General features: G+C 57.8%; 24 protein-coding genes. 21 read left to right on the top strand and 3 right to left on the bottom strand.

What is annotated here, in order from left to right; all coding sequences use genetic code 11:
- Positions 1–372 precede the first annotated feature (372 nt).
- The 4 genes from VPX56_RS15745 to sixA all read left to right on the top strand — a co-directional run bounded on the left by VPX56_RS15745 (position 373) and on the right by sixA (position 5,044).
- The gene (locus VPX56_RS15745) at positions 373–657 is read left to right on the top strand and encodes a YfcZ/YiiS family protein (protein WP_131634823.1); all 285 of its coding nucleotides are present in this window, start codon (positions 373–375) and stop codon (positions 655–657) included.
- 234 nt (positions 658–891) lie between these two features.
- A complete protein-coding gene (fadI, locus tag VPX56_RS15740) occupies positions 892–2,202 on the top strand; it encodes an acetyl-CoA C-acyltransferase FadI (RefSeq protein ID WP_326467529.1) in 1,311 nt (436 codons plus the stop codon).
- The gene (gene fadJ / locus VPX56_RS15735) at positions 2,202–4,349 is read left to right on the top strand and encodes a fatty acid oxidation complex subunit alpha FadJ (protein WP_131634825.1); all 2,148 of its coding nucleotides are present in this window, start codon (positions 2,202–2,204) and stop codon (positions 4,347–4,349) included. The genes fadI and fadJ overlap by 1 nt, the downstream gene beginning before the upstream one ends.
- A gap of 209 nt (positions 4,350–4,558) precedes the next feature.
- Positions 4,559–5,044, top strand: a complete 486-nt coding sequence (gene sixA / locus VPX56_RS15730) for a phosphohistidine phosphatase SixA (RefSeq protein WP_119937133.1) — start codon at positions 4,559–4,561, stop codon at positions 5,042–5,044.
- Between the two features lie 48 nt (positions 5,045–5,092).
- Here sixA and smrB read toward each other — a convergent pair whose 3' ends face one another.
- Positions 5,093–5,644, bottom strand: coding sequence for an endonuclease SmrB (gene smrB, locus VPX56_RS15725; RefSeq protein ID WP_326467525.1), 552 nt, complete (start codon positions 5,642–5,644; stop codon positions 5,093–5,095).
- A gap of 145 nt (positions 5,645–5,789) precedes the next feature.
- On the opposite strand from smrB, the gene prmB reads away from it, so the two are divergent.
- The 6 genes from prmB to VPX56_RS15695 are packed head-to-tail and all read left to right on the top strand — an operon-like array spanning position 5,790 to position 10,338.
- Complete coding sequence (prmB, locus tag VPX56_RS15720) at positions 5,790–6,722, top strand: 50S ribosomal protein L3 N(5)-glutamine methyltransferase (RefSeq protein ID WP_326467523.1); 933 nt, start codon at positions 5,790–5,792, stop codon at positions 6,720–6,722.
- 60 nt (positions 6,723–6,782) lie between these two features.
- Positions 6,783–7,868 (top strand): chorismate synthase, encoded by a 1,086-nt coding sequence (gene aroC / locus VPX56_RS15715; protein WP_131634828.1) that lies wholly within the window; start codon positions 6,783–6,785, stop codon positions 7,866–7,868.
- Between the two features lie 2 nt (positions 7,869–7,870).
- Positions 7,871–8,695 carry a penicillin-insensitive murein endopeptidase gene (gene mepA / locus VPX56_RS15710; RefSeq protein WP_131634829.1) on the top strand — a complete coding sequence of 275 codons (825 nt, stop codon included), beginning with the start codon at positions 7,871–7,873 and terminating at the stop codon, positions 8,693–8,695.
- Positions 8,695–9,504 (top strand): sulfite exporter TauE/SafE family protein, encoded by an 810-nt coding sequence (locus tag VPX56_RS15705; RefSeq protein WP_131634830.1) that lies wholly within the window; start codon positions 8,695–8,697, stop codon positions 9,502–9,504. Before mepA ends, VPX56_RS15705 begins: the two co-directional genes overlap by 1 nt.
- Positions 9,504–10,049: an elongation factor P hydroxylase gene (locus VPX56_RS15700; protein ID WP_263609820.1), complete on the top strand. Its 546-nt coding sequence runs from the start codon at positions 9,504–9,506 to the stop codon at positions 10,047–10,049. Before VPX56_RS15705 ends, VPX56_RS15700 begins: the two co-directional genes overlap by 1 nt.
- Before the next feature lie 13 nt (positions 10,050–10,062).
- Complete coding sequence (locus VPX56_RS15695; RefSeq protein WP_033146100.1) at positions 10,063–10,338, top strand: YfcL family protein; 276 nt, start codon at positions 10,063–10,065, stop codon at positions 10,336–10,338.
- A 96-nt stretch (positions 10,339–10,434) separates the two neighbouring features.
- Here the strand turns inward: VPX56_RS15695 and mnmC are convergent, their stop codons facing one another.
- The gene (gene mnmC / locus VPX56_RS15690; RefSeq protein ID WP_326467518.1) at positions 10,435–12,432 is read right to left on the bottom strand and encodes a bifunctional tRNA (5-methylaminomethyl-2-thiouridine)(34)-methyltransferase MnmC2/FAD-dependent 5-carboxymethylaminomethyl-2-thiouridine(34) oxidoreductase MnmC1; all 1,998 of its coding nucleotides are present in this window, start codon (positions 12,430–12,432) and stop codon (positions 10,435–10,437) included.
- 158 nt (positions 12,433–12,590) lie between these two features.
- Between mnmC and fabB the strand changes: the two genes are divergently transcribed.
- The gene (gene fabB, locus VPX56_RS15685) at positions 12,591–13,808 is read left to right on the top strand and encodes a beta-ketoacyl-ACP synthase I (RefSeq protein WP_131634833.1); all 1,218 of its coding nucleotides are present in this window, start codon (positions 12,591–12,593) and stop codon (positions 13,806–13,808) included.
- A gap of 68 nt (positions 13,809–13,876) precedes the next feature.
- Positions 13,877–15,055: an MFS transporter gene (locus VPX56_RS15680; RefSeq protein WP_263609823.1), complete on the top strand. Its 1,179-nt coding sequence runs from the start codon at positions 13,877–13,879 to the stop codon at positions 15,053–15,055.
- A 90-nt stretch (positions 15,056–15,145) separates the two neighbouring features.
- Here the strand turns inward: VPX56_RS15680 and flk are convergent, their stop codons facing one another.
- On the bottom strand, positions 15,146–16,150 hold the full coding sequence (flk, locus tag VPX56_RS15675; protein ID WP_263609824.1) for a flagella biosynthesis regulator Flk: 1,005 nt from the start codon (positions 16,148–16,150) through the stop codon (positions 15,146–15,148).
- Positions 16,151–16,252: 102 nt separating this feature from the next.
- On the opposite strand from flk, the gene pdxB reads away from it, so the two are divergent.
- The 9 genes from pdxB (at position 16,253) to purF (ending at position 25,334) form a co-directional block, all read left to right on the top strand.
- Positions 16,253–17,389: a 4-phosphoerythronate dehydrogenase PdxB gene (pdxB, locus tag VPX56_RS15670; protein ID WP_263609825.1), complete on the top strand. Its 1,137-nt coding sequence runs from the start codon at positions 16,253–16,255 to the stop codon at positions 17,387–17,389.
- Between the two features lie 67 nt (positions 17,390–17,456).
- Positions 17,457–18,470, top strand: coding sequence for an aspartate-semialdehyde dehydrogenase (locus VPX56_RS15665; RefSeq protein WP_326467514.1), 1,014 nt, complete (start codon positions 17,457–17,459; stop codon positions 18,468–18,470).
- The gene (gene truA / locus VPX56_RS15660) at positions 18,470–19,282 is read left to right on the top strand and encodes a tRNA pseudouridine(38-40) synthase TruA (protein ID WP_042716992.1); all 813 of its coding nucleotides are present in this window, start codon (positions 18,470–18,472) and stop codon (positions 19,280–19,282) included. The genes VPX56_RS15665 and truA overlap by 1 nt, the downstream gene beginning before the upstream one ends.
- A 28-nt stretch (positions 19,283–19,310) precedes the next feature.
- Positions 19,311–19,970 (top strand): DedA family protein, encoded by a 660-nt coding sequence (locus tag VPX56_RS15655; RefSeq protein ID WP_326467512.1) that lies wholly within the window; start codon positions 19,311–19,313, stop codon positions 19,968–19,970.
- 154 nt (positions 19,971–20,124) lie between these two features.
- Positions 20,125–21,030, top strand: a complete 906-nt coding sequence (gene accD, locus VPX56_RS15650) for an acetyl-CoA carboxylase, carboxyltransferase subunit beta (protein WP_023336427.1) — start codon at positions 20,125–20,127, stop codon at positions 21,028–21,030.
- 70 nt (positions 21,031–21,100) lie between these two features.
- The gene (gene folC / locus VPX56_RS15645; protein WP_326467509.1) at positions 21,101–22,369 is read left to right on the top strand and encodes a bifunctional tetrahydrofolate synthase/dihydrofolate synthase; all 1,269 of its coding nucleotides are present in this window, start codon (positions 21,101–21,103) and stop codon (positions 22,367–22,369) included.
- Positions 22,359–23,042: a cell division protein DedD gene (dedD, locus tag VPX56_RS15640; protein WP_263609828.1), complete on the top strand. Its 684-nt coding sequence runs from the start codon at positions 22,359–22,361 to the stop codon at positions 23,040–23,042. The genes folC and dedD overlap by 11 nt, the downstream gene beginning before the upstream one ends.
- A gap of 252 nt (positions 23,043–23,294) precedes the next feature.
- Positions 23,295–23,783: a colicin V production protein gene (cvpA, locus tag VPX56_RS15635; RefSeq protein ID WP_000262116.1), complete on the top strand. Its 489-nt coding sequence runs from the start codon at positions 23,295–23,297 to the stop codon at positions 23,781–23,783.
- Positions 23,784–23,816: 33 nt separating this feature from the next.
- On the top strand, positions 23,817–25,334 hold the full coding sequence (gene purF, locus VPX56_RS15630) for an amidophosphoribosyltransferase (RefSeq protein ID WP_119937116.1): 1,518 nt from the start codon (positions 23,817–23,819) through the stop codon (positions 25,332–25,334).
- Positions 25,335–25,362 lie beyond the last annotated feature (28 nt).

Genomic DNA, 25,362 nt, shown 5'->3' with positions numbered 1-25,362 from the left:
GACCATAACCTCATTGAGTTATTTTTATTCAATAATTGTTACATACCGTAACAGGAGCGCGAAGTGTAGGGTCTGCGGTAATACATACAAATCAGACCAGTGGCGTGAGTATAGGTCTGACCAGCTAGAATGTTGCAAGTTTGTTTATTAATATTTTCAAACATGTTTCTTGAAACGAGATCTGGTTGGCAAAATTGTGACCATCGCTACTCATCCAAAAGGGCGATTTTTGTTTTAGATCATTTTTTAGTGTGATATCGGTCACTTATCCCATTTTGCGTCATTAACGGCTGGAGGCTGCCTGCGCGGGGGCGTAAAATATCAGCATCGTGTTTATCTCGCGCCGTGCGCGAATACAGAGGAAATTGAGCTATGAGTAAATGCAGTGCTGATGAAACCCCGGTTTGCTGCTGTATGGATGTTGGCACCATCATGGACAACACCGATTGCACCGCCTCTTACAGCCGTGTGTTCCCTAACCGTGCTGAAGCAGAAGAAACGCTGGCCGCGCTGAGCAAACGCGCGCGCGATGTCGAATCCGATCCGTGTGACATCAAGTCCACCTTCACGGAAGTGGAAGGCGGCGTGCAGCTGGACATCGACTTTGTCTTCGCCTGCGAAGCTGAAACGTTGATTTTCCAGTTAGGCCTGCGTTAATTTCTGCAGTCTGGTGCCCTCACCCCGACCCTCTCCCACGGGAGAGGGGCAAACACTAAAAACGGTAACCTACGGGTTACCGTTTTGCTTTTACCTCGTGGCATTTTCTTTTTCTTCTCTGTGCCTTAGCTCGCACTTTTTCGTTTCCCCGATTGGCTGAATGTAAAAAAATGGTTAAGACTGTTATCAGGTCAGACCACTTTATGTTTGCGCAAAATTTTACAGGGGAGCGTTATGAGTCAGGCATTACCGCTTATCACCCGCCAGGGTGACCGCATTGCTATTGTCAGCGGGCTTCGCACGCCGTTTGCGCGTCAGGCGACAGCGTTTCACGGTATACCGGCTGTCGAACTTGGGAAGATGGTGGTAGGGGAGATGCTGGCGCGCAGCGAAATTCCCGCTGAGGTCATTGAACAGCTGGTTTTCGGCCAGGTGGTACAAATGCCGGAAGCGCCCAACATTGCGCGTGAAATCGTGCTCGGGACGGGAATGAATGTGCATACCGATGCCTACAGCGTCAGCCGCGCATGCGCCACCAGTTTCCAGGCGGTGGCTAACGTTGCCGAGAGCCTGATGGCAGGCACTATTCGTGCCGGGATTGCCGGCGGGGCCGACTCCTCCTCGGTACTGCCTATCGGTGTGAGCAAGAAGCTGGCGCGCATCCTGGTGGATGCCAATAAAGCCCGCACCACCGGTGCGAAGCTCAAGCTCTTCTCTCGCCTTCGCCTGCGCGACCTTTTGCCTGTTCCTCCCGCCGTAGCCGAATACTCCACCGGCCTGCGCATGGGCGACACCGCCGAGCAGATGGCGAAAACCTATGGCATCACCCGCGAGCAGCAGGACGCGCTGGCGCACCGTTCGCACCAGCTTGCGGCAAAAGCCTGGTCGGAAGGTAAACTGACCGACGAGGTCATGACCGCCTATATCCCGCCCTATCGTGAACCGCTCTCAGAAGACAACAATATTCGCGGCGCCTCAACGCTGGCGGACTACGCCAAACTGCGCCCGGCGTTTGACCGCAAGCACGGCACCGTGACGGCGGCCAACAGCACGCCGTTGACCGATGGGGCTGCTGCGGTGATCCTGATGACGGAGTCCCGCGCCAAAGAATTAGGGATTAAGCCTCTGGGGTATCTGCGCAGCTATGCCTTCACCGCTATTGATGTCTGGCAAGACATGCTGCTGGGACCGGCCTGGTCTACGCCGCTGGCGCTGGATCGCGCGGGGCTGACGCTTGCAGACTTAACGCTGATCGATATGCATGAAGCCTTTGCCGCGCAAACGCTGGCCAACGTGCAGCTGCTGCGCAGCGAACGTTTTGCCCGCGATGTGCTGGGGCGTGCGCATGCAACCGGCGAAGTGGATCAAAGCAAATTCAACGTGCTGGGCGGCTCAATTGCCTACGGCCATCCGTTCGCGGCGACCGGCGCGCGTATGATTACGCAAACCTTACATGAGCTGCGTCGCCGAGGCGGCGGTTTTGGACTTGTCACCGCCTGTGCGGCGGGTGGGCTGGGCGCGGCAATGGTTCTGGAGGCGGAATAATGGAAATGACATCTGCATTTAACCTGACGGTTCGCCTCGATAACGTCGCCGTTATGACCATTGATGTACCTGATGAAAAGATGAATACCCTGAAGGCCGAGTTCGGCGTTCAGGTGCGCGCGATGCTCAAGCAGATCCGCGAAAACAAAGCCATTCGTGGTCTGGTGTTTATTTCGGCCAAGCCGGACAACTTTATTGCCGGGGCGGATATCAACATGATCGCCCGCGCGCAAAGCGCACAGGAAGCCGAAGAGCTGGCGCGTCAGGGGCAGCAGGTGATGGCCGAGATCCACGCGCTGTCGATCCCGGTTGTCGCCGCTATTCACGGTGCCTGTCTGGGCGGCGGCCTTGAGCTGGCGCTGGCCTGCCATAGCCGCATCTGTACCGACGATGCAAAAACCGTTCTGGGCCTGCCGGAAGTGCAGTTAGGCCTGTTGCCGGGATCGGGGGGAACACAGCGCCTGCCGCGCCTGGTGGGCGTTAGCACCGCGCTGGAGATGATCTTAACCGGTAAGCAGCTGCGCCCCCGTCAGGCGCTGAAGGCGGGTCTGGTTGACGAGGTTGTTCCACACGCGATCTTACTTGAAGCCGCCGTTGAGCGGGCGCTGAAGGGACGTCAGACAAGACGCCCTCTGCCGGTGCGGGAGCGCGTCCTTGCCGGACCGCTGGGGCGGGCGCTGCTGTTCAGCATGGTCGGCAAAAAAACCGAACAAAAAACCAGAGGTAACTATCCGGCGGCAAAACGCATTCTGGAGGTCATTGAAACCGGCCTGTCGCAGGGCAGCAGCAGCGGCTATGCCGCAGAAGCAAAAGCCTTTGGCGAGCTGGCAATGACGCCGCAGTCGCAGGCGCTGCGCAGTATTTTCTTTGCCAGTACCGAAGTGAAAAAAGATCCCGGCAGCGACGCGGAACCTGCGCCGCTGCATGCCGTCGGCGTGCTGGGGGGCGGGCTGATGGGCGGTGGGATAGCCTTCGTCACCGCCAGTAAGGGCAAATTGCCGGTGCGTATCAAAGACATTAATCCTAAGGGAATCAACCACGCGCTGCAGTACAGCTGGCAAAACCTTGATCGGAAGGTCAAGCGCCGCCATATCAAGGCCAGCGAGCGTGATAAAACCCTGGCGACGATCACGGGCACGACGGACTACAGCGGTTTTGCACATCGCGATCTGGTGATTGAAGCGGTATTTGAGGATCTCGCGCTCAAGCAGCAGATGGTTGCGGAGGTCGAGCAGCACTGCGCGCCGCACACGATTTTTGCCTCAAACACCTCGTCATTGCCGATTGGCGATATCGCGGCGAAAGCCGTGCGGCCAGAACAGGTGATAGGCCTGCACTTCTTTAGCCCGGTGGAGAAAATGCCGCTGGTAGAGGTTATTCCTCACGCGACGACCAGCCCGCAAACCGTCGCCACCGTGGTGAAACTGGCCAAAAAACAGGGTAAGACACCGATCGTGGTGGCGGACAAAGCAGGCTTCTACGTCAACCGCATACTGGCCCCCTATATCAACGAAGCCATGCGGCTGCTGACGGAAGGGGAGAAGATCGAGCACGTCGATGAGGCGCTGGTAAAGTTTGGTTTTCCCGTGGGGCCAATCCAACTTTTGGATGAGGTAGGAATAGACACCGGCACTAAAATTATACCTGTGCTGGAAGCGGCTTATGGCGATCGTTTTGCGCCGCCTGCAAACATTGTTTCCGCAATTTTGAAGGACGATCGCAAAGGCAGAAAAAATGAACGCGGTTTCTATCTTTACGCGGCAAAAGGGCGTAAAAGCAAGAAACAGGTCGACCCTTCGGTTTATGGGCTTATTCCGGTAGCCGGTCAGGGAAAACTGTCGGCAGTTCAGTGTGCTGAACGCTGCGTCATGATGATGCTTAACGAAGCGGCGCGCTGCTTTGGTGAGCAGGTGATCAAAAACGCACGCGACGGCGACATCGGCGCCGTGTTTGGTATTGGTTTCCCGCCGTTCCTTGGCGGTCCGTTCCGGTATATGGATACCCTCGGGGCGGGTGAAGTGGTTGCCATTTTGCAACGTCTTGCCGCGCAATACGGTTCACGGTTTACACCCTGTGACGAATTATTGCAGAGGGCGGAACGGGGTCAGACATTCTGGCCCGCAAGGGAAACTGATTTCGTAAACTGAAGTCAAAGAAGGGTAAATCCTGAGGTTATGGAACCTGTTCTGGCGAAATTGTAAACAGAGATTGACTATACTTACGCCATTGAGGTAAAAAACAGCGTTTCATTCACCGAATGGATCAGGCACAATGCCCGGCCATCGGGTTTTCTACCTCAGAGCATTCATTGCGGGTAGTCAACGCCGGTGATTCTGGTTAACAAAAGCGGTGCAATATGCAAGTTTTTATCATGCGTCACGGCGACGCGGCACTCGATGCCGCCAGTGACTCAGTACGTCCTTTGACCGTCTGTGGCTGTGACGAATCTCGTCAGATGGCCACCTGGCTTAAAGGTCAAAAAGTGGATATCGAACGCGTTCTGGTGAGTCCGTTCCTGCGTGCAGAACAGACGCTGGATGTGGTAGGGGAGTGTATGAACCTGCCATCCGGCGTGGACGTTCTCCCTGAACTCACGCCGTGTGGCGATGTCGGCCTTGTCAGTGCCTATCTTCAGGCGCTGTGCAACGAAGGTGTCGCTTCCGCACTGGTCATTTCCCACCTGCCGCTGGTCGGCTATCTGGTATCTGAGCTGTGCCCAGGCGAAACGCCGCCGATGTTCACGACCTCTGCCATTGCCAACGTCACCCTCGACGAAACCGGCAAAGGGGTCTTCAACTGGCAAATGAGTCCGTGCAACCTGAAGATGGCTAAAGCTATCTGACGTGACGTGCGATATGGCGGGGGGCAAAACGTGCTTCCCGCCATGCTGTCAGGGTAACTCTGGCGGCTGCCACTCTTCTACCTCAACCAACACCAGCAATGCGGCATCTCCGCCGTACTCTTTGGGTGCCTGATGAAAAGCCATCACGTGCGGATGCTGGGCCAGCCAGAGCGGCGTTTGTTGCTTAAGAATATGTTTACCGTGGCCGTGCATCACGCAGGCGCAAAAAACATGCTCGCGGCGGCAGGCGGCAATTAACGCCCCCAGCTCCTGTTTGGCCTGCATTTGGGTTAACCCGTGCAAATCAAGAAACAGCTCCGGCGAATAATCCCCGCGGCGTAATTTTTTCAGTTCAAAGTGGCTGACGTCTTCGCGCACGTACTTCACGGCTCCCTGCGTGTTCAGCAGCGGCTGAAATTCATCTGAAAAATAGTGGCTGTTATCCGCCTGTTCCTGCAGAAGCCGTTTCACCGGCACTTCGGTGATTTTCTTGCGCAGCGGGCGGTGGACGATGGTGTCCTGCTTGATTTGACGGGTGCCGGTCATAAGCTGCTGGAAGAGCGCCTGATCCTCCTCGCTGAGCGTGGTTTTCTTTTTCATTGGTCTGTCTCATCTCTTATTTCCAATAGTGTACCTGACTAAACGCATTTTTTAACCTCAAGCGGTACGCGTCATTGCTGATTTATCGGCGTCTTCGTGGCAAACTAGCCGCCGAAAATTATGCGAGCATGCCCTGGAGGAAAGAGTGGATAAAATTTTTGTCGATGAAGCAGTAAACGAGCTGCATACCATACAGGACATGTTGCGCTGGTCGGTTAGCCGCTTCAGAGCCGCCAATATCTGGTACGGTCACGGCACCGACAACCCGTGGGATGAGGCCGTTCAGCTGGTGCTGCCGTCTCTGTACCTGCCGCTGGACATTCCGGAAGACATGCGCAGCGCGCGCCTGACCTCCAGCGAAAAACACCGCATCGTTGAGCGCGTGATCCGCCGCGTGAACGAGCGCATTCCGGTCGCCTACCTGACCAACAAGGCCTGGTTTTGCGGCCACGAATTCTACGTTGATGAACGCGTGCTGGTGCCGCGCTCGCCGATTGGTGAGCTGATCAACAACCAGTTCGACGGTTTGATTAACCATCAGCCGCAGCACATCCTCGATATGTGTACCGGCAGCGGCTGCATCGCGATTGCCTGCGCATATGCCTTCCCGGAAGCAGAGGTGGACGCGGTCGATATTTCTACAGACGCGCTGGCGGTGACCGAGCACAACATTGAAGAACATGGCCTGATCCATCACGTGACGCCGATCCGTTCCGACCTGTTCCGCGACCTGCCTACGCTGCAGTACGATCTGATCGTCACCAACCCGCCGTACGTTGATGCGGAAGACATGTCCGATCTGCCAAACGAATATCGTCACGAGCCGGAGCTGGGTCTGGCGTCGGGTTCCGACGGCCTGAAGCTCACCCGCCGTATTCTGGCCTGCGCGCCGGATTACCTGACCGACGACGGCGTTCTGATTTGTGAAGTGGGCAACAGCATGGTACATCTGATAGAGCAGTACCCGGATGTGCCGTTCACCTGGCTTGAGTTCGACAACGGCGGTGACGGCGTCTTTATGCTGACCAAAGCGCAGCTTCTCGACGCGCGCGAACACTTCAGCATCTATAAAGATTAATCCAGCGGGCTTCGGCCCGTTTCACAACGCTCAAACACAAACAACAACAGCGGAGCCGTGATGGCAGGAAACAGTATTGGACAATTATTCCGCGTGACCACCTTCGGTGAGTCGCACGGGCTGGCGCTGGGCTGCATCGTGGACGGCGTGCCGCCGGGCATCGAGCTGACCGAAGCCGATTTACAGCACGACCTTGACCGTCGTCGCCCTGGGACCTCTCGCTACACCACGCAGCGTCGCGAGCCGGACCAGGTTAAAATTCTCTCCGGCGTGTTTGAAGGCCGCACCACCGGGACCAGCATTGGTCTGCTGATTGAAAATACCGATCAGCGCTCCCAGGACTACGGCGCCATCAAAGACGTCTTCCGTCCGGGCCACGCCGACTACACCTACGAACAGAAGTACGGCTTTCGCGACTATCGCGGCGGCGGGCGTTCTTCCGCGCGTGAAACCGCAATGCGCGTGGCGGCAGGGGCGATTGCCAAGAAATACCTGCAGCAAAAATTTGGCATCGTTATTCGCGGCTGCCTGACCCAGATGGGCGACATTCCGCTGGCGATCAAAGACTGGGATCTGGTTGAACAAAACCCCTTCTTCTGCGCCGATGCTGACAAAATTGACGCGCTGGACGAGCTGATGCGCGGCCTGAAAAAAGAGGGCGACTCCATCGGTGCGAAAGTGACCGTGGTGGCCGACGGCGTCCCGGCGGGCTGGGGCGAGCCGGTATTTGACCGTCTCGACGCCGACATCGCCCACGCGCTGATGAGCATCAACGCGGTGAAGGGCGTAGAGATTGGCGACGGCTTTGACGTGGTTCAGCTTCGCGGCAGCCAGAATCGTGACGAAATCACGAAAGCGGGCTTCCAGAGCAACCACGCGGGCGGCATCCTGGGCGGGATCAGCAGCGGGCAGCAGATTATTGCCAACATCGCGCTGAAGCCAACCTCCAGCATCACCGTGCCGGGCCACACGATTAACCGCGATGGCGACGAAGTTGAGATGATCACCAAAGGACGTCACGATCCGTGCGTGGGGATCCGCGCGGTGCCGATCGCAGAAGCGATGCTGGCGATCGTGCTGATGGATCACTTCCTGCGCCAGCGCGCGCAGAATGCGGATGTGACGACCACCATTCCACGCTGGTAAACATGAAAAAAACCGCAATTGCTCTGCTGGCGCTGCTCGCCAGTGGAGCCAGTCTGGCCGCCACGCCGTGGCAAAAAATCACCCATCCGGTGGCGGGGAGCGCGCAGTCCATCGGCGCGTTCTCTAACGGCTGTATCGTCGGGGCGCAGGAGCTTCCGCTGCAGTCGGACACCTATCAGGTGATGCGCACCGACCAGCGTCGCTACTTTGGTCACCCGGACCTGGTGCTATTTATTCAGCGTCTGGGTAATCAGGTGCATAACCTGGGGCTGGGGACGATGCTGATTGGCGATATGGGTATGCCTGCCGGGGGCCGCTTCAACGGCGGGCACGCCAGCCATCAGACCGGACTGGACGTGGATATCTTCCTGCAGCTGCCGAAAGCGCGCTGGAGTTCAGCACAGCTGCTGAAGCCGCAGGCGCTGGATCTGGTCGCTCGCGACGGTAAGCGCGTGGTGCCTTCGCTCTGGACGCGGGAGGTTTCCAGCATGATCAAGCTGGCGGCAGAGGATAACGACGTCACGCGGATTTTCGTCAATCCGGCCATCAAGCAGCAGCTCTGCCTGGATGCGGGAACCGATCGCGACTGGCTGCGTAAAGTGCGCCCGTGGTTCCAGCATCGTGCACACATGCACGTCCGTCTGCGCTGTCCGGCCAACAGTCTTGAATGTGAAGATCAGCCGTTACCACCGCCTGGCGATGGCTGCGGCTATGAGCTGCAAAGCTGGTTTGAACCGGCTAAGCCTGGAACCTCTAAGCCTGAGAAGAAGACACCGCCTCCGCTGCCGCCTTCCTGCCAGGCGCTACTGGATGAGCATGTACTTTAATGGATAATTTCGTCGATCTGTTTATGGTGTCGCCGTGGATGCTGGCGGCACTGTTTTTTGTTGCGATGTTAGCCGGTTTTATCGATGCCCTGGCGGGTGGGGGCGGTTTGCTGACCGTTCCGGCACTGCTGGCGGTGGGGATGAGCCCTGCCCAGGCGCTTGCCACCAACAAGCTTCAGGCCTGCGGAGGGTCGCTTTCCGCGTCTCTCTACTTCATTCGCCGCAAGGTGGTGAATCTTGCCGATCAGAAGCTGAATATTCTGATGACCTTTATCGGCTCCACCTCCGGCGCGCTGCTGGTCCAGCACGTGCAGTCCGATATATTGCGCCAGATCCTGCCTATTTTGGTTATCTGTATTGGCCTCTACTTTTTGCTGATGCCGAAGCTCGGCGAAGAAGACCGCCAGCGCCGGCTGCACGGCCTGCCGTTCGCGCTGATTGCCGGTGGCTGCGTCGGTTTTTACGACGGTTTCTTTGGCCCGGGTGCGGGATCGTTTTACGCGCTGGCGTTCGTGACGCTGGCCGGGTTTAACCTCGCCAAATCCACCGCCCACGCCAAGGTGCTCAACGCCACGTCTAACGTTGGCGGCCTGCTGCTGTTTATCATTGGCGGTAAGGTCATCTGGGCCACCGGTTTTGTGATGATGGCAGGACAGTTTTTGGGCGCGCGCGCGGGCTCGCGTCTGGTATTGAGCAAGGGGCAAAAGCTGATCCGCCCGATGATTGTTATCGTCTCAGCGGTGATGAGCGCCAAACTTCTTTATGACAGCCATGGACAGGAGATCCTCACCTGGTTGGGGATGAACTAATGAACAGTACGCATAACTACGAACAGCTAATTGAGATTTTTGACGGCTGCTTTGCTGATGATTTTAATACCCGTCTGATTAAAGGCGACGACGAACCGATCTATCTTCCCGCTGATGCCGAGGTACCGTACAACCGAATCGTCTTCGCGCACGGCTTTTACGCCAGCGGATTGCACGAGATCTCGCACTGGTGCATCGCCGGAAAAGCGCGTCGCGAGCTGGTGGACTTTGGTTACTGGTACTGCCCGGACGGGCGTGATGCCGCGACGCAGGGCAAGTTCGAAGACGTGGAGGTGAAACCCCAGGCATTCGACTGGCTGTTCTGCGTAGCGGCGGGTTATCCGTTCAACGTCAGCTGCGACAACCTCGAAGGCGACTTTGAGCCAGACCGTATCGTTTTCCAGCGCCGCGTGCACGCGCAGGTGATGGAATATCTTGAGAAGGGCATCCCGGAACGTCCGGCGCGCTTTATCAAGGCTTTGCAGAATTATTACCACACGCCGGAGATCACGGCGGAATGCTTCCCGTGGCCGGAAGATATTTAACAGAGGAAAGAAGATGATCGCAGAATTTGAATCGCGCATTCTGGCGTTAATTGATGACATGGTGGAACACGCCAGTGATGATGAGCTGTTCGCCAGCGGTTATCTGCGCGGTCACCTGACGCTCGCGGTAGCCGAGCTGGAAGCGGGTGACGATCACTCTGCCGACGCCGTGCACGCTGAAGTGACCCGCAGCCTCGAGAAAGCCATTCTGGCCGGGGAGCTCTCTCCGCGCGACCAGTCACTGGTGCTGGGCATGTGGGACACTTTGTTCCAGCAGGCTAAACGCTAAGTCATTGCTTTTCGCCCGGTGGCGCTGCGCTTACCGGGCCTACGAATATCCCCTCTCCCTGTGGAAGAGGGTTAGGGTGAGGGCGCCAGCCGCACCCTACTTAACCTTCTTCCCCTTCAGCAGTTTCCGTACCCACAATCGATTCGGGTTGAGTCCCGCGAGCGTAACCCGGTCCAGCGGAATCGGCTCGTCGCTCATCTGCGCGGCTAACACTTCCGCCAGCAGCGGTGCAGAACATAATCCGCGCGAGCCCAGCCCGCCCAGCATAAACAGCTCGGCGTAAACGGGTGCACTTGCCGCCGTTTCTTTGTTGTCTGCAAGATCGCGATAGGCTTCGAGCGTGGCTTCGTAGTCCGGCACGTTTCCTGCCATTGGCAGATGGTCGCGCGTCGCACAGCGCACGCCGCAGCGCGCCTCCCCAGCGCTGACATCCACCTCTTTTGCCCATGCCGCATCCGGGAAACAGTCGATCAGGCGCTGGCGGTTTTGCTGCTGGTCCGCGTCGCTATAGCGCATCTCCGCTTCGCCGCGGCGGTAGCTTGCGCCGATGCAGTGGTGTCCGTTAGACGGATTTTGCGGCGTCAGATAGCCGTCGTAGCAGAGCACCTGGCGCAGTTTGCCCAGCTCCGGCGCGGTAGGGACATGGCTGACCTGGCCGCCGACCGGATAAACCGGGAGTGATGCCGTCTGAATGAACTGGCTGATGCTATGCCCGTTTGCCAATACGACGCTGGCATGCCGGGACTCTCCTCCATCGGCAAATGTCAGATTCCAGCGCTCGGATCGGCTAAGGGAGTCAACCTTGCGCGAATAATGCACGACCAGACCGCGCGATTGCGCAAGGGTGAGCGCCGCAGCGGTCAGTTCAGCGGGACACAGCCAGCCGCCGAGCGGATAGTGAATACCGCCGCAGCCGGTGTCAACGCCAGCGGTTGCAGCTACCTGCCGCGCAGCCACCGCGTGGGCGATCGCCTCCGGCAGACCCAGCGACAGCATCTGCGTAATTTTTTGCTGGCTCTTCTCATCCCAGCCGAGCTGCGTTACGCCGCACCAGTCGTGGGCGAATGTGGCCGGAAGGGCGTCATACAAACGACGGGCGAAGGTGAACGCCGCCGGGAAAAACTGGAACAGGGCCGGATCGTGCGCGCTCAGAAGGGGATAGAGCGCTCCCTGGCGGTTACCCGAGGCCCCTTTTGCCGGTGCGTCGTCTTCGCAGTAAAGCGTCACCTGCCAGCCACGATGCAGAAGCGCAAGCGAGAGCAGGGCGCTGGCAATTCCGCCGCCGATTATCGCGACCTCGCGCGACGCGCTGGCGCTGCGGGCAAACCAGGGCGCCTGAACGGGGATCGACAGCGTATTCTCCATTACGCCTACCAGCATGTCGCGCTTGCGGCCAAAACCTTTGGTCTTGCGCATGGTAAAGCCCGCCTCCTGCAGCCCGCGACGAACAAAGCCAGCAGACGTAAAGGTGGCAAGCGTCGCGCCAGGGCGTGCGAGACGCGCCATTGCCATAAACAGATGCTGGCTCCACATGTCCGGGTTTTTGGCGGGCGCGAAACCGTCCAGGAACCAGGCATCTACCTTCTGATTCATCGAGTCGTCGAGCGTATCGGTCAGCTCGTTGATGTCGCCCAGCCATAAGTCCAGCGTGACGCGCCCGCCGTCCAGAATCAGACGATGACAGCCGCCGATAGCGGGCGGCCACTGGGCCTGGAGCTGCTCTGCCCACGGCGCCAGCTCCGGCCAGCGCTGATGCGCAAGCCGCAGGTCGTGCGCGGTCAGCGGAAACTTTTCAAAACTGACGAAATGTAATCTTTGGAGCGTAGCCTCGGGGCTCGCGGCATGAAAACGATCGAACGCCTGCCAGAGGGTCAGAAAATTTAGCCCGGTGCCAAATCCGCTCTCCGCCACCACAAACAGGCTGCGCGGATGCGCGGGAAAACGGGCGCTGAGGTGGTTTCCTTCAAGGAAAACATAACGGGTTTCTTCCAGTCCGTTATCATTAGAAAAATAGACGTCATCAAAATCTCGGGAAACAGGTGTACCCTCAGCGTTGAATTCGAGGTTGGCGGGTTGTATAGCGTTTTGTTTCACGTAAGTTACTCGTCCGACAGGCAGTGGCACGATCTTAACGATGTGAGCCCATCGGTGCAAATTTCCGCAGAAAATGGCTGATCGGACTTGTTCGGCGTACAAGTGTACGCTATTGTGCCACTCGAAACTTACTATAGTGCGACTTACAGAGGTATTGAATGAAACGTGCAGTGATTACTGGCCTGGGCATCGTTTCCAGCATCGGTAATAACCAGCAGGAAGTCCTGGCATCTCTGCGTGAAGGACGCTCCGGGATCACTTTCTCTGAAGAGTTTAAAGATTCAGGTATGCGTAGCCACGTATGGGGTAACGTCAAACTGGACACCACCGGTTTGATTGACCGCAAAGTGGTTCGTTTCATGAACGATGCCTCTATTTATGCTTATCTCTCCATGCAGGAAGCTATTGCTGACGCTGGCCTGAGCGAAGACGTTTATCAGAACAACCCACGCGTGGGTCTGATTGCCGGTTCCGGCGGTTCGTCTAAAGCACAGGTATTCGGTGCTGACGCAATGCGTAGCCCGCGTGGTCTGAAAGCGGTGGGTCCCTATGTCGTAACCAAAGCAATGGGCTCTGCGGTATCCGCGTGCCTGGCGACCCCTTTCAAAATCCACGGCGTGAACTACTCCATCAGCTCCGCGTGTGCGACTTCTGCACACTGTATCGGTAATGCGGTAGAGCAGATCCAGCTGGGCAAACAGGACATCGTGTTTGCTGGCGGCGGCGAAGAGCTGGGCTGGGAAATGGCCTGTGAGTTCGACGCGATGGGCGCGCTGTCCACCAAGTACAACGAAACCCCAGAAAAAGCCTCCCGTACGTATGATGCACACCGTGACGGTTTCATCATCGCTGGCGGCGGCGGTATGGTTGTGGTTGAAGAGCTGGAACACGCTCTGGCACGTGGTGCACACATCTATGCTGAGATCGTTGGCTACGGCGCAACGTCCGACGGCGCCGACATGGTTGCACCATCCGGCGAAGGCGCGGTGCGCTGCATGAAGATGGCGATGCACGGCGTTGACACCCCGATTGACTACCTGAACTCCCACGGTACCTCCACTCCGGTAGGCGACGTGAAGGAGCTGGGTGCCATTCGCGAAGTGTTTGGCGACAACAGCCCGGCTATCTCTGCAACCAAAGCTATGACCGGTCACTCTCTGGGTGCGGCTGGCGTGCAGGAAGCGATCTACTCTCTGCTGATGCTGGAAAATGGCTTCATTGCCCCAAGCATCAACATTGACGAGCTGGACGAGCAGGCTGCTGGCCTGAACATCGTGACCAAACCTACCGATGCGACGCTGACTACCGTTATGTCCAACAGCTTCGGTTTTGGCGGCACGAACGCCACGCTGGTCATGCGTAAGCTGAAAGCATAAGCGTTTGAATGTATAGTAGAAGGGAGCCTGAGGGCTCCCTTTTTTTATGCCTGAACCCGGAGTTATGCATGACGGCCGCTATTCCCGAAAAGAATGCCTCTACTGGAAACATTCCTCTGTTCCGCATCGCTTTTGCGGTTTTCCTGACCTATATGACCGTTGGCCTGCCGCTGCCGGTGATCCCGCTGTTCGTTCACCAGGAGCTGGGCTACGGCAATACCATGGTCGGTATTGCCGTGGGCATTCAGTTTTTAGCCACGGTTTTAACCCGAGGCTATGCGGGACGTCTGGCGGATCAGCATGGTGCAAAGCGCTCGGCATTGCAGGGGATGTTTGCCTGCGGTCTGGCGGGCGGCGCCTGGCTGCTGGCCGCGCTGCTGCCGGTGGACGCCGCGTATAAATTCGCGCTGCTGGTGGTGGGGCGCTTAATCCTCGGCTTTGGTGAGAGCCAGCTGCTGACCGGCACGCTGACGTGGGGAATGGGGCTGGTTGGCCCCGCGCGTTCGGGCAAAGTGATGTCCTGGAACGGGATGGCCATCTACGGCGCGCTGGCCGCGGGTGCGCCGCTGGGTTTATTAATCCACAGCCAGTTTGGCTTTGCGGTCCTGGCCGGAACGACCATGGTGCTGCCGCTGCTGGCATGGGCGTTCAACGGTTCGGTGCGTAAAGTGCCCGCCCATAAAGGTGAGCGCCCGTCGCTCTGGAGCGTGGTGGGCCAAATCTGGCAGCCGGGACTGGGGCTGGCGCTACAGGGTGTTGGCTTCGCGGTCATTGGTACATTCGTCTCGCTGTACTTTATGAGTCGCGGCTGGGCGATGGCTGGCTTCACGCTTACCGCCTTTGGCGGCGCGTTTGTGCTGATGCGCGTGCTTTTTGGCTGGATGCCGGATCGCTTCGGCGGCGTCAAGGTGGCGGTGGCCTCGCTGGTGATTGAAACGGTTGGTCTGGTGCTGCTTTGGCAGGCCCCCACCGCCCCCGTTGCGCTGCTGGGCGCGGCGCTGACCGGCTGCGGCTGTTCGCTGATCTTCCCTGCGCTGGGCGTGGAGGTGGTTAAGCGCGTGGCTCCGCAGGTGCGCGGTACGGCGCTGGGCGGCTACGCTGCGTTTCAGGATATCTCGTACGGTGTCACCGGACCGATAGCGGGGCTGTTAGCGACGTCGTTTGGCTATCCGTCGGTATTCCTCGCAGGGGCAGTTTCAGCGGTGGTGGGGATTGTGGTGACGCTGGTGGCGTTTCGCAGGCGTTGAGCCGATGTTGCCGGGTGGCGGCTGCGCCTTACCCGGCCTACGGTTCGAGCCGTTGTAGGCCTGGTAAGCGTCGCGCCACCGGGCTAAACCTCAGACAACCAGCCAGAAAATCGCCAGTGCAATCAATAGCGCCATAAACATCAACCCCGGACGCGCAGAGAGCGTTCTGAACGTCTCGACGACTGGCGCAAACAGCGGGCTGTAAATGGGCTGAATGTTTCGCGCCTCCGGCACGCCGCCTTCGCGCTCGCTGCGGCGAGTAAAGATCTGATTCAGCACATCCTGAACCTGCGCGGCGGTCAATACCGTTTGCGGCGTGGCCTGCCAGGTTTGCTGGGCATAATCCCTGATCGCTTCAAATTCGCGCGGCTCCAGCGGCTGTTTCAGCGCCGCCTGCAGCGTATGCAGAGTAGGCGCACTTTGGCCGCTGAGCGTCTGCCGCGCCTGTAGCCAGGTGACCAGATGGGTAAACTGTTTTGCCGGGATCAGCTCCCCGTCCTTCACGCCAGAAAGCTCCAGCATGGACTGCCAGATAAGCTTTGTCGGTTCGCCGGTGGCCGCAGCCAGCCTGGTGACCATCTGCTTGAGGGTGTTGTGTTCAGCAGGCAGCAGCGGGCGCTCGGTTGCGGGACGCTGCTGCGGCTGCGGGATAGACAGCTGGTTACTCTGCAGCAGCGTCAGTACGGTTTTGAGCTGATCCGGCGTCAGCTGGCTGAGAGCGGTCTGACCGTACTGCTGACGAATAAAATCGCTCACCGCCTGGCGGTTGTTCCCCTGGCCCAGCAGCTCGGTCAGCTGCGAGACGATCTGGCGGGTGGCATGGTTCTGCTGAGCGGCGGTAAGGCGCTGATTCAGGTTTTGCTCGGCGGCAGGAAAATGGCGCGACTGAAGCGGTGCATCATTCCTTACGCCCAGATCGTGCTTTACGCCGGCCCAGACCTCTGCGTTTTGCTGTGAGGTCAGCGCGATCAGGCGCGTGATCAGTCGCTCCAGCACGGTGCGCTGTTGCGTGGAAAGCGGCTGTTCACCGGCGACAGTGTGCGTTGCCGGGCCATCACCCGGAGGGCGCGGCGGCATACCTGAAATGGGCTGCATCGTCAAAAATCCTTAAAGTCAAAACTCGGCCTGCATATATGCCTGGCGGCCAGATTATGGCACACTTGCGCGGTTAACTTCCTCTCAAACAGGTACTCAGACGTGAAAATCCTCGTTGATGAAAATATGCCTTACGCCCGCGAGCTGTTTAGCCGCCTTGGCGACGTTAAGGCTGTCCCGGGTCGCCCAATTCCGGTGAATGAACTGGATGACGCGGATGCGCTGATGGTGCGTTCGGTGACCAAAGTAAATGAGGCGTTGCTTTCCGGCAAAGGGATTCAGTTTGTTGGAACCGCAACGGCAGGGACCGATCATGTGGATGACAAATGGCTGAAGCAGGCGGGGATTGGCTTTTCCGCCGCGCCCGGCTGTAATGCGATTGCCGTCGTGGAATATGTGTTTTCTTCTCTACTGATGCTGGCCGAGCGCGACGGTTTTGCGCTCAAAGACCGTACGGTGGGGATTGTCGGCGTGGGCAACGTGGGGGGGCGCCTGCAAAAACGTCTTGAGGCGTTAGGCATTCGCACGCTGCTGTGCGATCCGCCGCGCAAGGATAATGGCGATGAGGGGGATTTCCGCTCGCTGGATGAGCTGGTTCAACAGTGTGATGTGCTCACCTTCCACACGCCGCTGTTTAAGGACGGTCCGTACAAGTCTCTTCATCTGGCCGATGAAACGCTGATCCGCCGCCTGAAGGCTGGCACTATTCTGATAAATGCCTGCCGCGGTCCGGTCGTAGATAACGCCGCGCTGCTGACATGTCTGAACGAAGGACAAGACCTCAGCGTGGTGCTGGACGTCTGGGAGCCGGAGCCGGATCTCAACGTTGAGCTATTAAATAAAGTGGACGTGGGAACCGCGCATATCGCCGGTTACACGCTTGAAGGTAAAGCGCGCGGCACGACGCAGGTGTTTGAGGCCTACAGCGCCTTTATCGGCCACCCACAGCAGGTGGCGCTGGATACCTTACTGCCCGCGCCGGAGTTTGGTCGTATTACCCTCCACGGCCCGCTTGATGAAGCCACGCTAAAAAGGCTGGTGCATTTGGTGTATGATGTGCGCCGCGATGACGCGCTGCTGCGTAAAGTGGCGGGTATTCCGGGTGAGTTTGATAAGCTGCGCAAGAACTACGTTGAGCGCCGCGAGTGGTCTTCCCTGTACGTTATTTGTGACGACGCAACGGCGGCGACGCTGCTGCAGAAGCTGGGATTTAACGCCGTTCACCACCCGGCACGTTAATGTCTTCTTAATGCTCCCTGCCGGATACTCTGGCAGGGACGCTTTTTTATTTCTGGAGTAAACCACCATGTCTGAAGGCTGGAACATTGCCATTTTGGGCGCCACTGGCGCCGTGGGTGAAGCCCTGCTTGAAACTCTTGCTGAGCGTCAGTTCCCGGTGGGAGAAATTTATGCGCTGGCACGTACCGACAGCGCGGGCGAGCATCTGCGCTTTAGCGGTAAATCCGTGATGGTTCAGGATGCCGCAGAATTCGACTGGACGCAGGCGCAGCTGGCGTTCTTCGCTGCGGGCGTTGAGGCTAGCGCATCCTATATTGAAGACGCGACGAATTCGGGCTGTCTGGTGATCGATCTCAGCGGTCTGTTCGCGATGGAACCCGACGTGCCGCTGGTGGTGCCGGACGTGAACCCGTTTGTGCTGGCTGACTACCGTAACCGCAACGTGATTGCGGTACCGAATAGCCTGACCAGCCAGCTGCTGACCGCGCTTAAGCCGCTGATCGATGACGGCGGCCTGTCGCGTATCACCGTGACCAGCCTGCTGTCCGCTTCAGCCAACGGTAAAAAAGCCGTCGATGCGCTGGCAGGGCAGAGTGCGAAACTGCTTAACGGCATCCCGATTGACGAAGATGATTTCTTTGGCCGTCAGCTGGCGTTCAACATGCTCCCGCTGCTGCCCGATCGCGAAGGTTCCGTGCGCGAAGAGCGCCGTATCGTCGATGAAGTCCGCAAAATTCTGCAGGACGAAGGCCTGATGATCTCCGCCAACGTTGTGCTGTCGCCCGTTTTCTACGGCCACGCGCAGATGGTGGGCTTTGAAGCGCTGCGCCCGCTGGCTGCAGAAGAGGCGCGCGATGCGTTTAGCCGCGGTGAAGACATTGTGCTTTCCGAGGAGAGCGAATTTCCGACGCAGGTGGGCGATGCCACCGGTAGCGCACATCTTTCCGTGGGCTGCGTGCGCAACGATTACGGCATGCCGGAGCAGGTGCAGTTCTGGTCCGTGGCCGATAACGTTCGCTTTGGCGGCGCGCTGATGGCGGTCAAAATCGCCGAGAAGCTGGTCCAGGAGTATCTGTACTGATGTCAGAAGTGGAACAAAAGCCGGTCCATAGAATTGCCCTCGGTATTGAGTACGACGGCAGTAAATACTATGGCTGGCAGCGTCAGAATGAGGTGCGCAGCGTTCAGGAAAAGCTGGAGAAAGCGCTCTCTCAGGTGGCGAACGAGCCGATTAACGTCCTGTGCGCGGGCCGTACGGACGCGGGCGTCCACGGTACAGGGCAGGTGGTGCATTTTGAAACCACCGCCGTGCGGAAGGACGCCGCCTGGACGCTGGGTGTAAATGCGAATTTACCTGGTGACATTGCCGTGCGTTGGGTAAAAGCTGTGCCGGATGATTTTCATGCGCGCTTCAGCGCCACCGCGCGCCGCTACCGCTATGTCATCTACAACCAGCGTCTGCGCCCGGCGGTGCTAAGCCAGGGCGTGACCCACTTTTATGAACCGCTCGATGCAGAACGTATGCAGCGCGCGGCGCAGTGTCTGATAGGAGAAAATGACTTTACGTCGTTTCGTGCGGTGCAGTGTCAGTCCCGCACGCCGTGGCGTAACGTCATGCACATTAACGTCAGTCGTTATGGCGCGTATGTGGTGGTGGATATCAAAGCCAATGCCTTTGTACATCATATGGTGCGGAATATTGTTGGCAGCCTGATGGAAGTAGGTGCCGGACACCAGCCGGAGAGCTGGATTGCAGAACTGCTGGCAGCGAAGGACAGAACGCTTGCGGCAGCAACGGCGAAAGCGGAAGGGCTGTATCTGGTCTCGGTGGATTATCCGGACCGGTTTGACCTGCCAAAACCGCCAATGGGCCCGCTGTTTTTAGCGGACTAAACAAAGGTGCAATTAAGGCTTAGACAATATGGATGTAATACGTTTTCTGATTGATTTCATTCTGCATATTGATATTCACCTGGCGGAGCTGGTCGCGCAGTACGGCGTCTGGGTGTATGCCATTCTTTTCCTGATCCTGTTCTGCGAAACGGGTCTGGTCGTGACGCCGTTCCTGCCGGGCGATTCCCTGCTGTTTGTGGCCGGGGCGCTATCCGCATTACCCACTAACGATCTGAACGTGCACTTAATGGTGGTGCTGATGATTATCGCGGCGATTATCGGCGATGCGGTCAACTACACGATTGGGCGCGTGTTTGGAGAACGGTTGTTCAGCAATCCGGACTCGAAAATTTTCCGCCGCAGCTATTTAGATAAAACGCATGCGTTCTATGAGCGCCATGGCGGTAAAACGATTATCCTTGCGCGCTTCGTGCCTATTGTGCGCACATTTGCACCGTTTGTGGCGGGAATGGGGCATATGTCCTATCGTCATTTTGCGATGTATAACGTTGCTGGCGCACTGCTGTGGGTTCTTCTCTTTACCTACGCAGGCTACCTGTTTGGCGATCTCCCTGTGGTTCAGGAAAACCTTAAGTTACTGATTGTAGCTATTATTGTGCTTTCCGTATTGCCTGGAGTTATTGAAATTATTCGTCATAAACGGGCAGCAGCAAAACAGGCGAAGTAAATTTGCACCTGCGGTTCGACCACTTTTTTATCCAAAGTTTCGGGCTGTTATGTTTTAATGTGCAACATTCATGGTCTGTTGGAGGCAAAAATGGCATTATTCGCCTCTTACAGCAAAACTGGCATACGACCAGGTTCAGGCAGAAAGGTTATCAATGAGCTGGATTGAACGAATTAAAAGCAACATTACCCCGACTCGTAAAGCGAGCATTCCTGAAGGGGTATGGACGAAGTGTGATAGCTGCGGCCAGGTTCTGTATCGTGCAGAGCTGGAGCGCAATCTTGAGGTGTGTCCAAAATGCGACCACCACATGCGTATGTCGGCGCGCAACCGCCTGCATAGCCTGCTGGACGAAGGTTCTCTGGTAGAGCTGGGCAGCGAACTTGAGCCAAAAGACGTGCTGAAGTTCCGCGATTCCAAAAAATACAAAGATCGCCTGGCCTCTGCCCAGAAAGAGACCGGCGAGAAAGACGCGCTGATCGTCATGAAGGGCACCCTTCACGAGATGCCGGTTGTCGCTGCAGCCTTCGAGTTCGCTTTCATGGGCGGCTCAATGGGTTCCGTGGTTGGCGCGCGCTTCGTGCGTGCCGTTGAGCAGGCGCTGGAGGACAACTGTCCGCTGATCTGCTTCTCCGCCTCCGGCGGCGCGCGTATGCAGGAAGCGCTGATGTCTCTGATGCAGATGGCGAAAACCTCTGCTGCGCTGGCGAAAATGCAGGAACGCGGTCTGCCGTACATTTCCGTGCTGACCGACCCAACCATGGGCGGCGTTTCCGCGAGCTTTGCGATGCTGGGCGATCTGAACATCGCCGAGCCGAAAGCGCTGATTGGCTTTGCCGGCCCGCGCGTTATCGAACAAACCGTACGTGAAAAACTGCCGCCGGGCTTCCAGCGCAGTGAGTTCCTCATCGAGAAAGGCGCTATCGACATGATCGTTCGCCGCCCGGAAATGCGCCTGAAACTGGCAAGCATTCTGGCGAAGCTGATGAATCTGCCGGCGCCTAACCCGGATGAGCCGCGCGAAGGCGTGGTCGTACCGGATCAGGAACCCGAGGCCTGATAACTGAAAAGGGCAGGGCCGGTTGGCGCTGCCCTTTTGCTTTCTAAATCGTTAATGACAACCGGGCATCATGGAAAATAAAAGCATTCCTCAAGCCACGTCGCCCCTGGCCGCGTGGCTTTCTTATCTGGAAAACCTGCACAGTAAAACCATCGATATGGGGCTTGAGCGCGTAAGCCAGGTTGCCGCGCGTCTCGACGTTTTGAAGCCCGCACCCTTTGTGTTTACCGTCGCCGGAACCAACGGTAAAGGCACCACCTGCCGCACGCTGGAATCGGTCCTGATGGCCGCAGGCTACAAGGTTGGCGTATACAGCTCGCCGCATCTGGTGCGCTACACCGAGCGCGTACGCGTTCAGAATGCCGAGCTGGCGGAGTCTGCCCACACGGCGTCGTTTGCCGCTATTGAGGCCGCGCGCGGTGAAACCTCATTAACCTATTTTGAATACGGCACCCTGTCGGCGCTGTGGCTGTTCAAACAGGCGCAGCTTGACGTGGTGATTCTGGAGGTCGGCCTGGGCGGGCGTCTTGATGCCACCAACATGGTGGACGCCGATGTCGCCGTCGTCACCAGCATCGCGCTGGATCATACCGACTGGCTGGGGCCGGATCGCGAAAGCATTGGCCGCGAGAAGGCCGGTATTTTCCGGGCGAATAGGCCTGCCGTGGTCGGCGAGCCGGATATGCCGCACACCATTGCGGACGTGGCGAAAGAGAAGGGCGCGCTGCTGCTGCGTCGCGGCGCGGACTGGCAGTATGAGGTTCAGGGCAACGCCTGGCGTTTCAGCGATGCTCACGGCGTGCTGGACAACCTGCCGCTGCCGCAGGTGCCACAGCCTAACGCGGCGACCGCGCTGGCGGCACTGCGCGCCAGCGGATTAACGGTAAGCGAGCAGGCGATCCGCGACGGTATTCAGAACGCGATCCTGCCGGGGCGTTTTCAGATTGTCAGCGAGTCACCGCGCCTGATTCTGGACGTGGCGCACAACCCGCACGCGGCGGCGTATCTCGCAGGACGTCTCAAATCGTTACCAAAAACCGGGCGCGTCCTGGCGGTTATCGGTATGCTTCACGATAAAGATATTGGCGGCACGCTGGCCTGCATGGAGAGTGTGGTCGATAGCTGGTATTGTGCTCCTCTGGAAGGGCCGCGCGGCGCCACTGCTGAACAGCTGATGGAACATCTTGGCAAGGGCAAAATTTACGATAGCGTGGTTCAGGCCTGGCACGCCGCGATGGCGGATGCTAAACCAGAAGATACCGTGCTGGTGTGTGGGTCATTCCACACGGTGGCACATGTCATGGAAGTGATGGACGCGGGGAGAACCGGTGGCGAGTAAGTTTCAGAACCGTTTAACAGGAACCATTGTGCTGGTCGCGCTGGGGGTGATTATTCTCCCGGGTCTGCTCGACGGGCAGAAGAAGCATTACCAGGATGAGTTTGCCGCGATTCCGCTGGTACCGAAACCGGGCGATCGCGACGAGCCGGATATGCTGCCCGCTGCGACGCAGGCGCTTCCTGCTCAGCCGCCAGAAGGTGCGGCGGAAGAGGTGCGTGCGGGTGATGCCGCTGCGCCGTCGCTCGATCCGTCGCGTCTTGCGGCGAATAACAATATCGAGATCGATCCGATACCGGTAGAACAGCCGAAGCCTGTTGAAAAACCGAAGCCCGTAGAGAAGCCGCAGCCTAAACCGCAGCGGGATAAAGCGGCCGAACAGCTTGCTGCCGCCTCAGAAGCGCCGCCGACGAAACAAGACGCGGCACCGACCGGAAAAGCCTACGTTGTACAGCTCGGCGCGCTGAAAAATGCCGATAAAGTTAACGAGGTGGTGAGTAAACTGCGCGGCGCGGGATATCGTGTCTACACTTCACCTTCCACGCCGGTGCAGGGTAAAATCACCCGTATCCTCGTGGGCCCTGACGCCTCGAAAGACAAGCTGAAAGGATCGCTTGGCGAGCTGAAGCAGATCTCCGGGCTGAGCGGTGTGGTGATGAACTACAGCGCGAACTGATAAGATCTACCCCTCACCCCGGCCCTCTCCCCAAAGGGGCGAGGGTGAAAATCGCATTGAGCGCGTTTGTATCATACTGCATCGTACAGTTCCCTCTCCCCTTTGGGGAGAGGGCTAGGGTGAGGGGCGTTGAGCATTTTTTCAGCGCCTTTTTTATTTACGCGCGGGAAGGAAATCCCTACGCAAACGTTTTCTTTTTCTGTTAGAATTCGCCCCGAACTGGATGACAGGGCGTTTAATCGTGGGACACATATGGTCTGGATTGATTACGCCATCATTGCGGTGATTGGTTTTTCCTGTCTGGTTAGCCTGATCCGTGGCTTTGTTCGTGAAGCGTTATCGCTGGTAACCTGGGGTTGTGCTTTCTTTGTTGCCAGTCATTACTACACTTACCTGTCTGTCTGGTTCACGGGCTTTGAAGATGAACTGGTCCGAAACGGAATCGCCATCGCGGTGCTGTTTATCGCGACGCTGATAGTCGGCGCTATCGTGAATTACGTGATAGGCCAACTGGTCGAGAAAACCGGTCTGTCAGGGACGGACAGGGTGCTCGGGATCTGTTTCGGCGCGCTGCGAGGCGTGCTGATTGTGGCCGCGATACTGTTCTTCCTGGATACCTTTACCGGGTTCTCAAAAAGCGAAGACTGGCAGAAATCGCAGCTCATTCCAGAGTTCAGCTTCATCATCAGATGGTTCTTTGACTATCTGCAAAGCTCGTCGAGTTTCTTGCCCAGGGCATAAACCCTGAGATGTGGCTTAACGAGGAAAAGACGAATGTGCGGTATTGTCGGTATCGCCGGTTTCATGCCGGTTAACCAGTCTATTTATGACGCATTATCGGTGCTTCAGCACCGTGGACAGGACGCTGCGGGCATCATCACCATTGATGCACACAACTGCTTCCGTTTACGTAAAGCAAACGGCCTGGTAAACGATGTGTTTGAAGCCCGCCATATGCAGCGCCTGCAGGGTAATATGGGGATTGGTCACGTTCGTTATCCTACTGCTGGCAGCTCCAGCGCCTCTGAGGCTCAGCCTTTCTACGTCAACTCTCCTTACGGCATCACGCTTGCCCACAATGGCAACCTGACTAACGCCCACGAGCTGCGTAAAAAGCTGTTTGAAGAGAAACGTCGCCACATAAACACCACCTCCGATTCAGAAATCCTGCTCAATATTTTTGCCAGCGAGCTGGATAACTTCCGTCACTACCCGCTGGAAGCCGACAATATCTTTGCTGCCGTTGCCGCGACCAACCGCCTGATCCGCGGCGCGTACGCCTGCGTGGCAATGATTATCGGCCACGGCATGGTCGCCTTCCGCGATCCGAACGGCATCCGTCCCCTGGTGCTCGGCAAGCGTGACCTGGGCGATGGCCGTACCGAGTACATGGTCGCCTCCGAAAGCGTGGCGCTGGATACCCTGGGCTTTGAGTTCCTGCGCGACGTCGCGCCGGGCGAAGCGGTCTACATCACCGAGAAGGGTCAGCTGTTCACCCGCCAGTGTGCAGACAACCCGGTCAGCAACCCGTGCCTGTTCGAATACGTTTATTTTGCCCGTCCGGACTCCTTCATTGACAAGATTTCCGTGTACAGCGCGCGCGTGAACATGGGCACGAAGCTGGGCGAGAAGATTGCCCGCGAGTGGGACGATCTGGATATCGACGTTGTCATCCCGATCCCGGAAACGTCCTGCGATATCGCGCTGGAAATCGCCCGTATTCTGGATAAGCCATACCGTCAGGGCTTCGTGAAGAACCGCTACGTTGGCCGCACCTTTATCATGCCGGGCCAGCAGCTGCGCCGTAAGTCCGTACGCCGCAAGCTGAACGCCAACCGCGCGGAGTTCCGCGATAAGAACGTCCTGCTGGTGGATGACTCCATCGTGCGCGGCACCACCTCTGAGCAAATTATCGAGATGGCGCGCGAAGCCGGTGCGAAGAAAGTGTACCTGGCCTCAGCGGCACCTGAAATCCGCTTCCCGAACGTGTACGGCATCGACATGCCAACCGCGACGGAGCTGATTGCTCACGGGCGTGAAGTGGACGAAATTCGCCAGATCATCGGCGCCGACGGCCTGATTTTCCAGGATCTGAACGATCTGATCGACGCGGTACGCGCCGAGAACCCGGACATTCAGCAGTTCGAATGCTCGGTGTTTAACGGCGTCTATGTGACGAAAGACGTTGACCAGCAGTATCTCGACTACCTTGATTCGCTGCGTAACGACGATGCGAAAGCCGTCCAGCTGCAGAACGATCTGGAAAGTTTAGAGATGCATAACGAAGGTTGATGCTCCTGCAGGTGAGGGCAGCCGCCCT

This window comes from Enterobacter wuhouensis, assembly GCF_035835995.1.
Taxonomy (GTDB): Bacteria; Pseudomonadota; Gammaproteobacteria; order Enterobacterales; family Enterobacteriaceae; genus Enterobacter; species Enterobacter wuhouensis.
Note: the sequence above shows the minus strand (reverse complement) of the source record. Positions and strands in the feature narration are given on the sequence as shown.

Coding starts and splice junctions, on each gene's coding strand:
- mepA (WP_131634829.1), top strand. CDS start 7,871: ATGAAAAAAACCGCAATTGCTCTGCTGGCGCTGCTCGCCAGTGGAGCC.
- folC (WP_326467509.1), top strand. CDS start 21,101: ATGGAAAATAAAAGCATTCCTCAAGCCACGTCGCCCCTGGCCGCGTGG.
- VPX56_RS15700 (WP_263609820.1), top strand. CDS start 9,504: ATGAACAGTACGCATAACTACGAACAGCTAATTGAGATTTTTGACGGC.
- purF (WP_119937116.1), top strand. CDS start 23,817: ATGTGCGGTATTGTCGGTATCGCCGGTTTCATGCCGGTTAACCAGTCT.
- VPX56_RS15665 (WP_326467514.1), top strand. CDS start 17,457: ATGTCTGAAGGCTGGAACATTGCCATTTTGGGCGCCACTGGCGCCGTG.
- fadJ (WP_131634825.1), top strand. CDS start 2,202: ATGGAAATGACATCTGCATTTAACCTGACGGTTCGCCTCGATAACGTC.
- fabB (WP_131634833.1), top strand. CDS start 12,591: ATGAAACGTGCAGTGATTACTGGCCTGGGCATCGTTTCCAGCATCGGT.
- VPX56_RS15705 (WP_131634830.1), top strand. CDS start 8,695: ATGGATAATTTCGTCGATCTGTTTATGGTGTCGCCGTGGATGCTGGCG.
- cvpA (WP_000262116.1), top strand. CDS start 23,295: ATGGTCTGGATTGATTACGCCATCATTGCGGTGATTGGTTTTTCCTGT.
- accD (WP_023336427.1), top strand. CDS start 20,125: ATGAGCTGGATTGAACGAATTAAAAGCAACATTACCCCGACTCGTAAA.
- truA (WP_042716992.1), top strand. CDS start 18,470: ATGTCAGAAGTGGAACAAAAGCCGGTCCATAGAATTGCCCTCGGTATT.
- aroC (WP_131634828.1), top strand. CDS start 6,783: ATGGCAGGAAACAGTATTGGACAATTATTCCGCGTGACCACCTTCGGT.
- VPX56_RS15695 (WP_033146100.1), top strand. CDS start 10,063: ATGATCGCAGAATTTGAATCGCGCATTCTGGCGTTAATTGATGACATG.
- smrB (WP_326467525.1), bottom strand. CDS start 5,644: ATGAAAAAGAAAACCACGCTCAGCGAGGAGGATCAGGCGCTCTTCCAG.
- flk (WP_263609824.1), bottom strand. CDS start 16,150: ATGCAGCCCATTTCAGGTATGCCGCCGCGCCCTCCGGGTGATGGCCCG.
- VPX56_RS15655 (WP_326467512.1), top strand. CDS start 19,311: ATGGATGTAATACGTTTTCTGATTGATTTCATTCTGCATATTGATATT.
- VPX56_RS15680 (WP_263609823.1), top strand. CDS start 13,877: ATGACGGCCGCTATTCCCGAAAAGAATGCCTCTACTGGAAACATTCCT.
- fadI (WP_326467529.1), top strand. CDS start 892: ATGAGTCAGGCATTACCGCTTATCACCCGCCAGGGTGACCGCATTGCT.
- VPX56_RS15745 (WP_131634823.1), top strand. CDS start 373: ATGAGTAAATGCAGTGCTGATGAAACCCCGGTTTGCTGCTGTATGGAT.
- sixA (WP_119937133.1), top strand. CDS start 4,559: ATGCAAGTTTTTATCATGCGTCACGGCGACGCGGCACTCGATGCCGCC.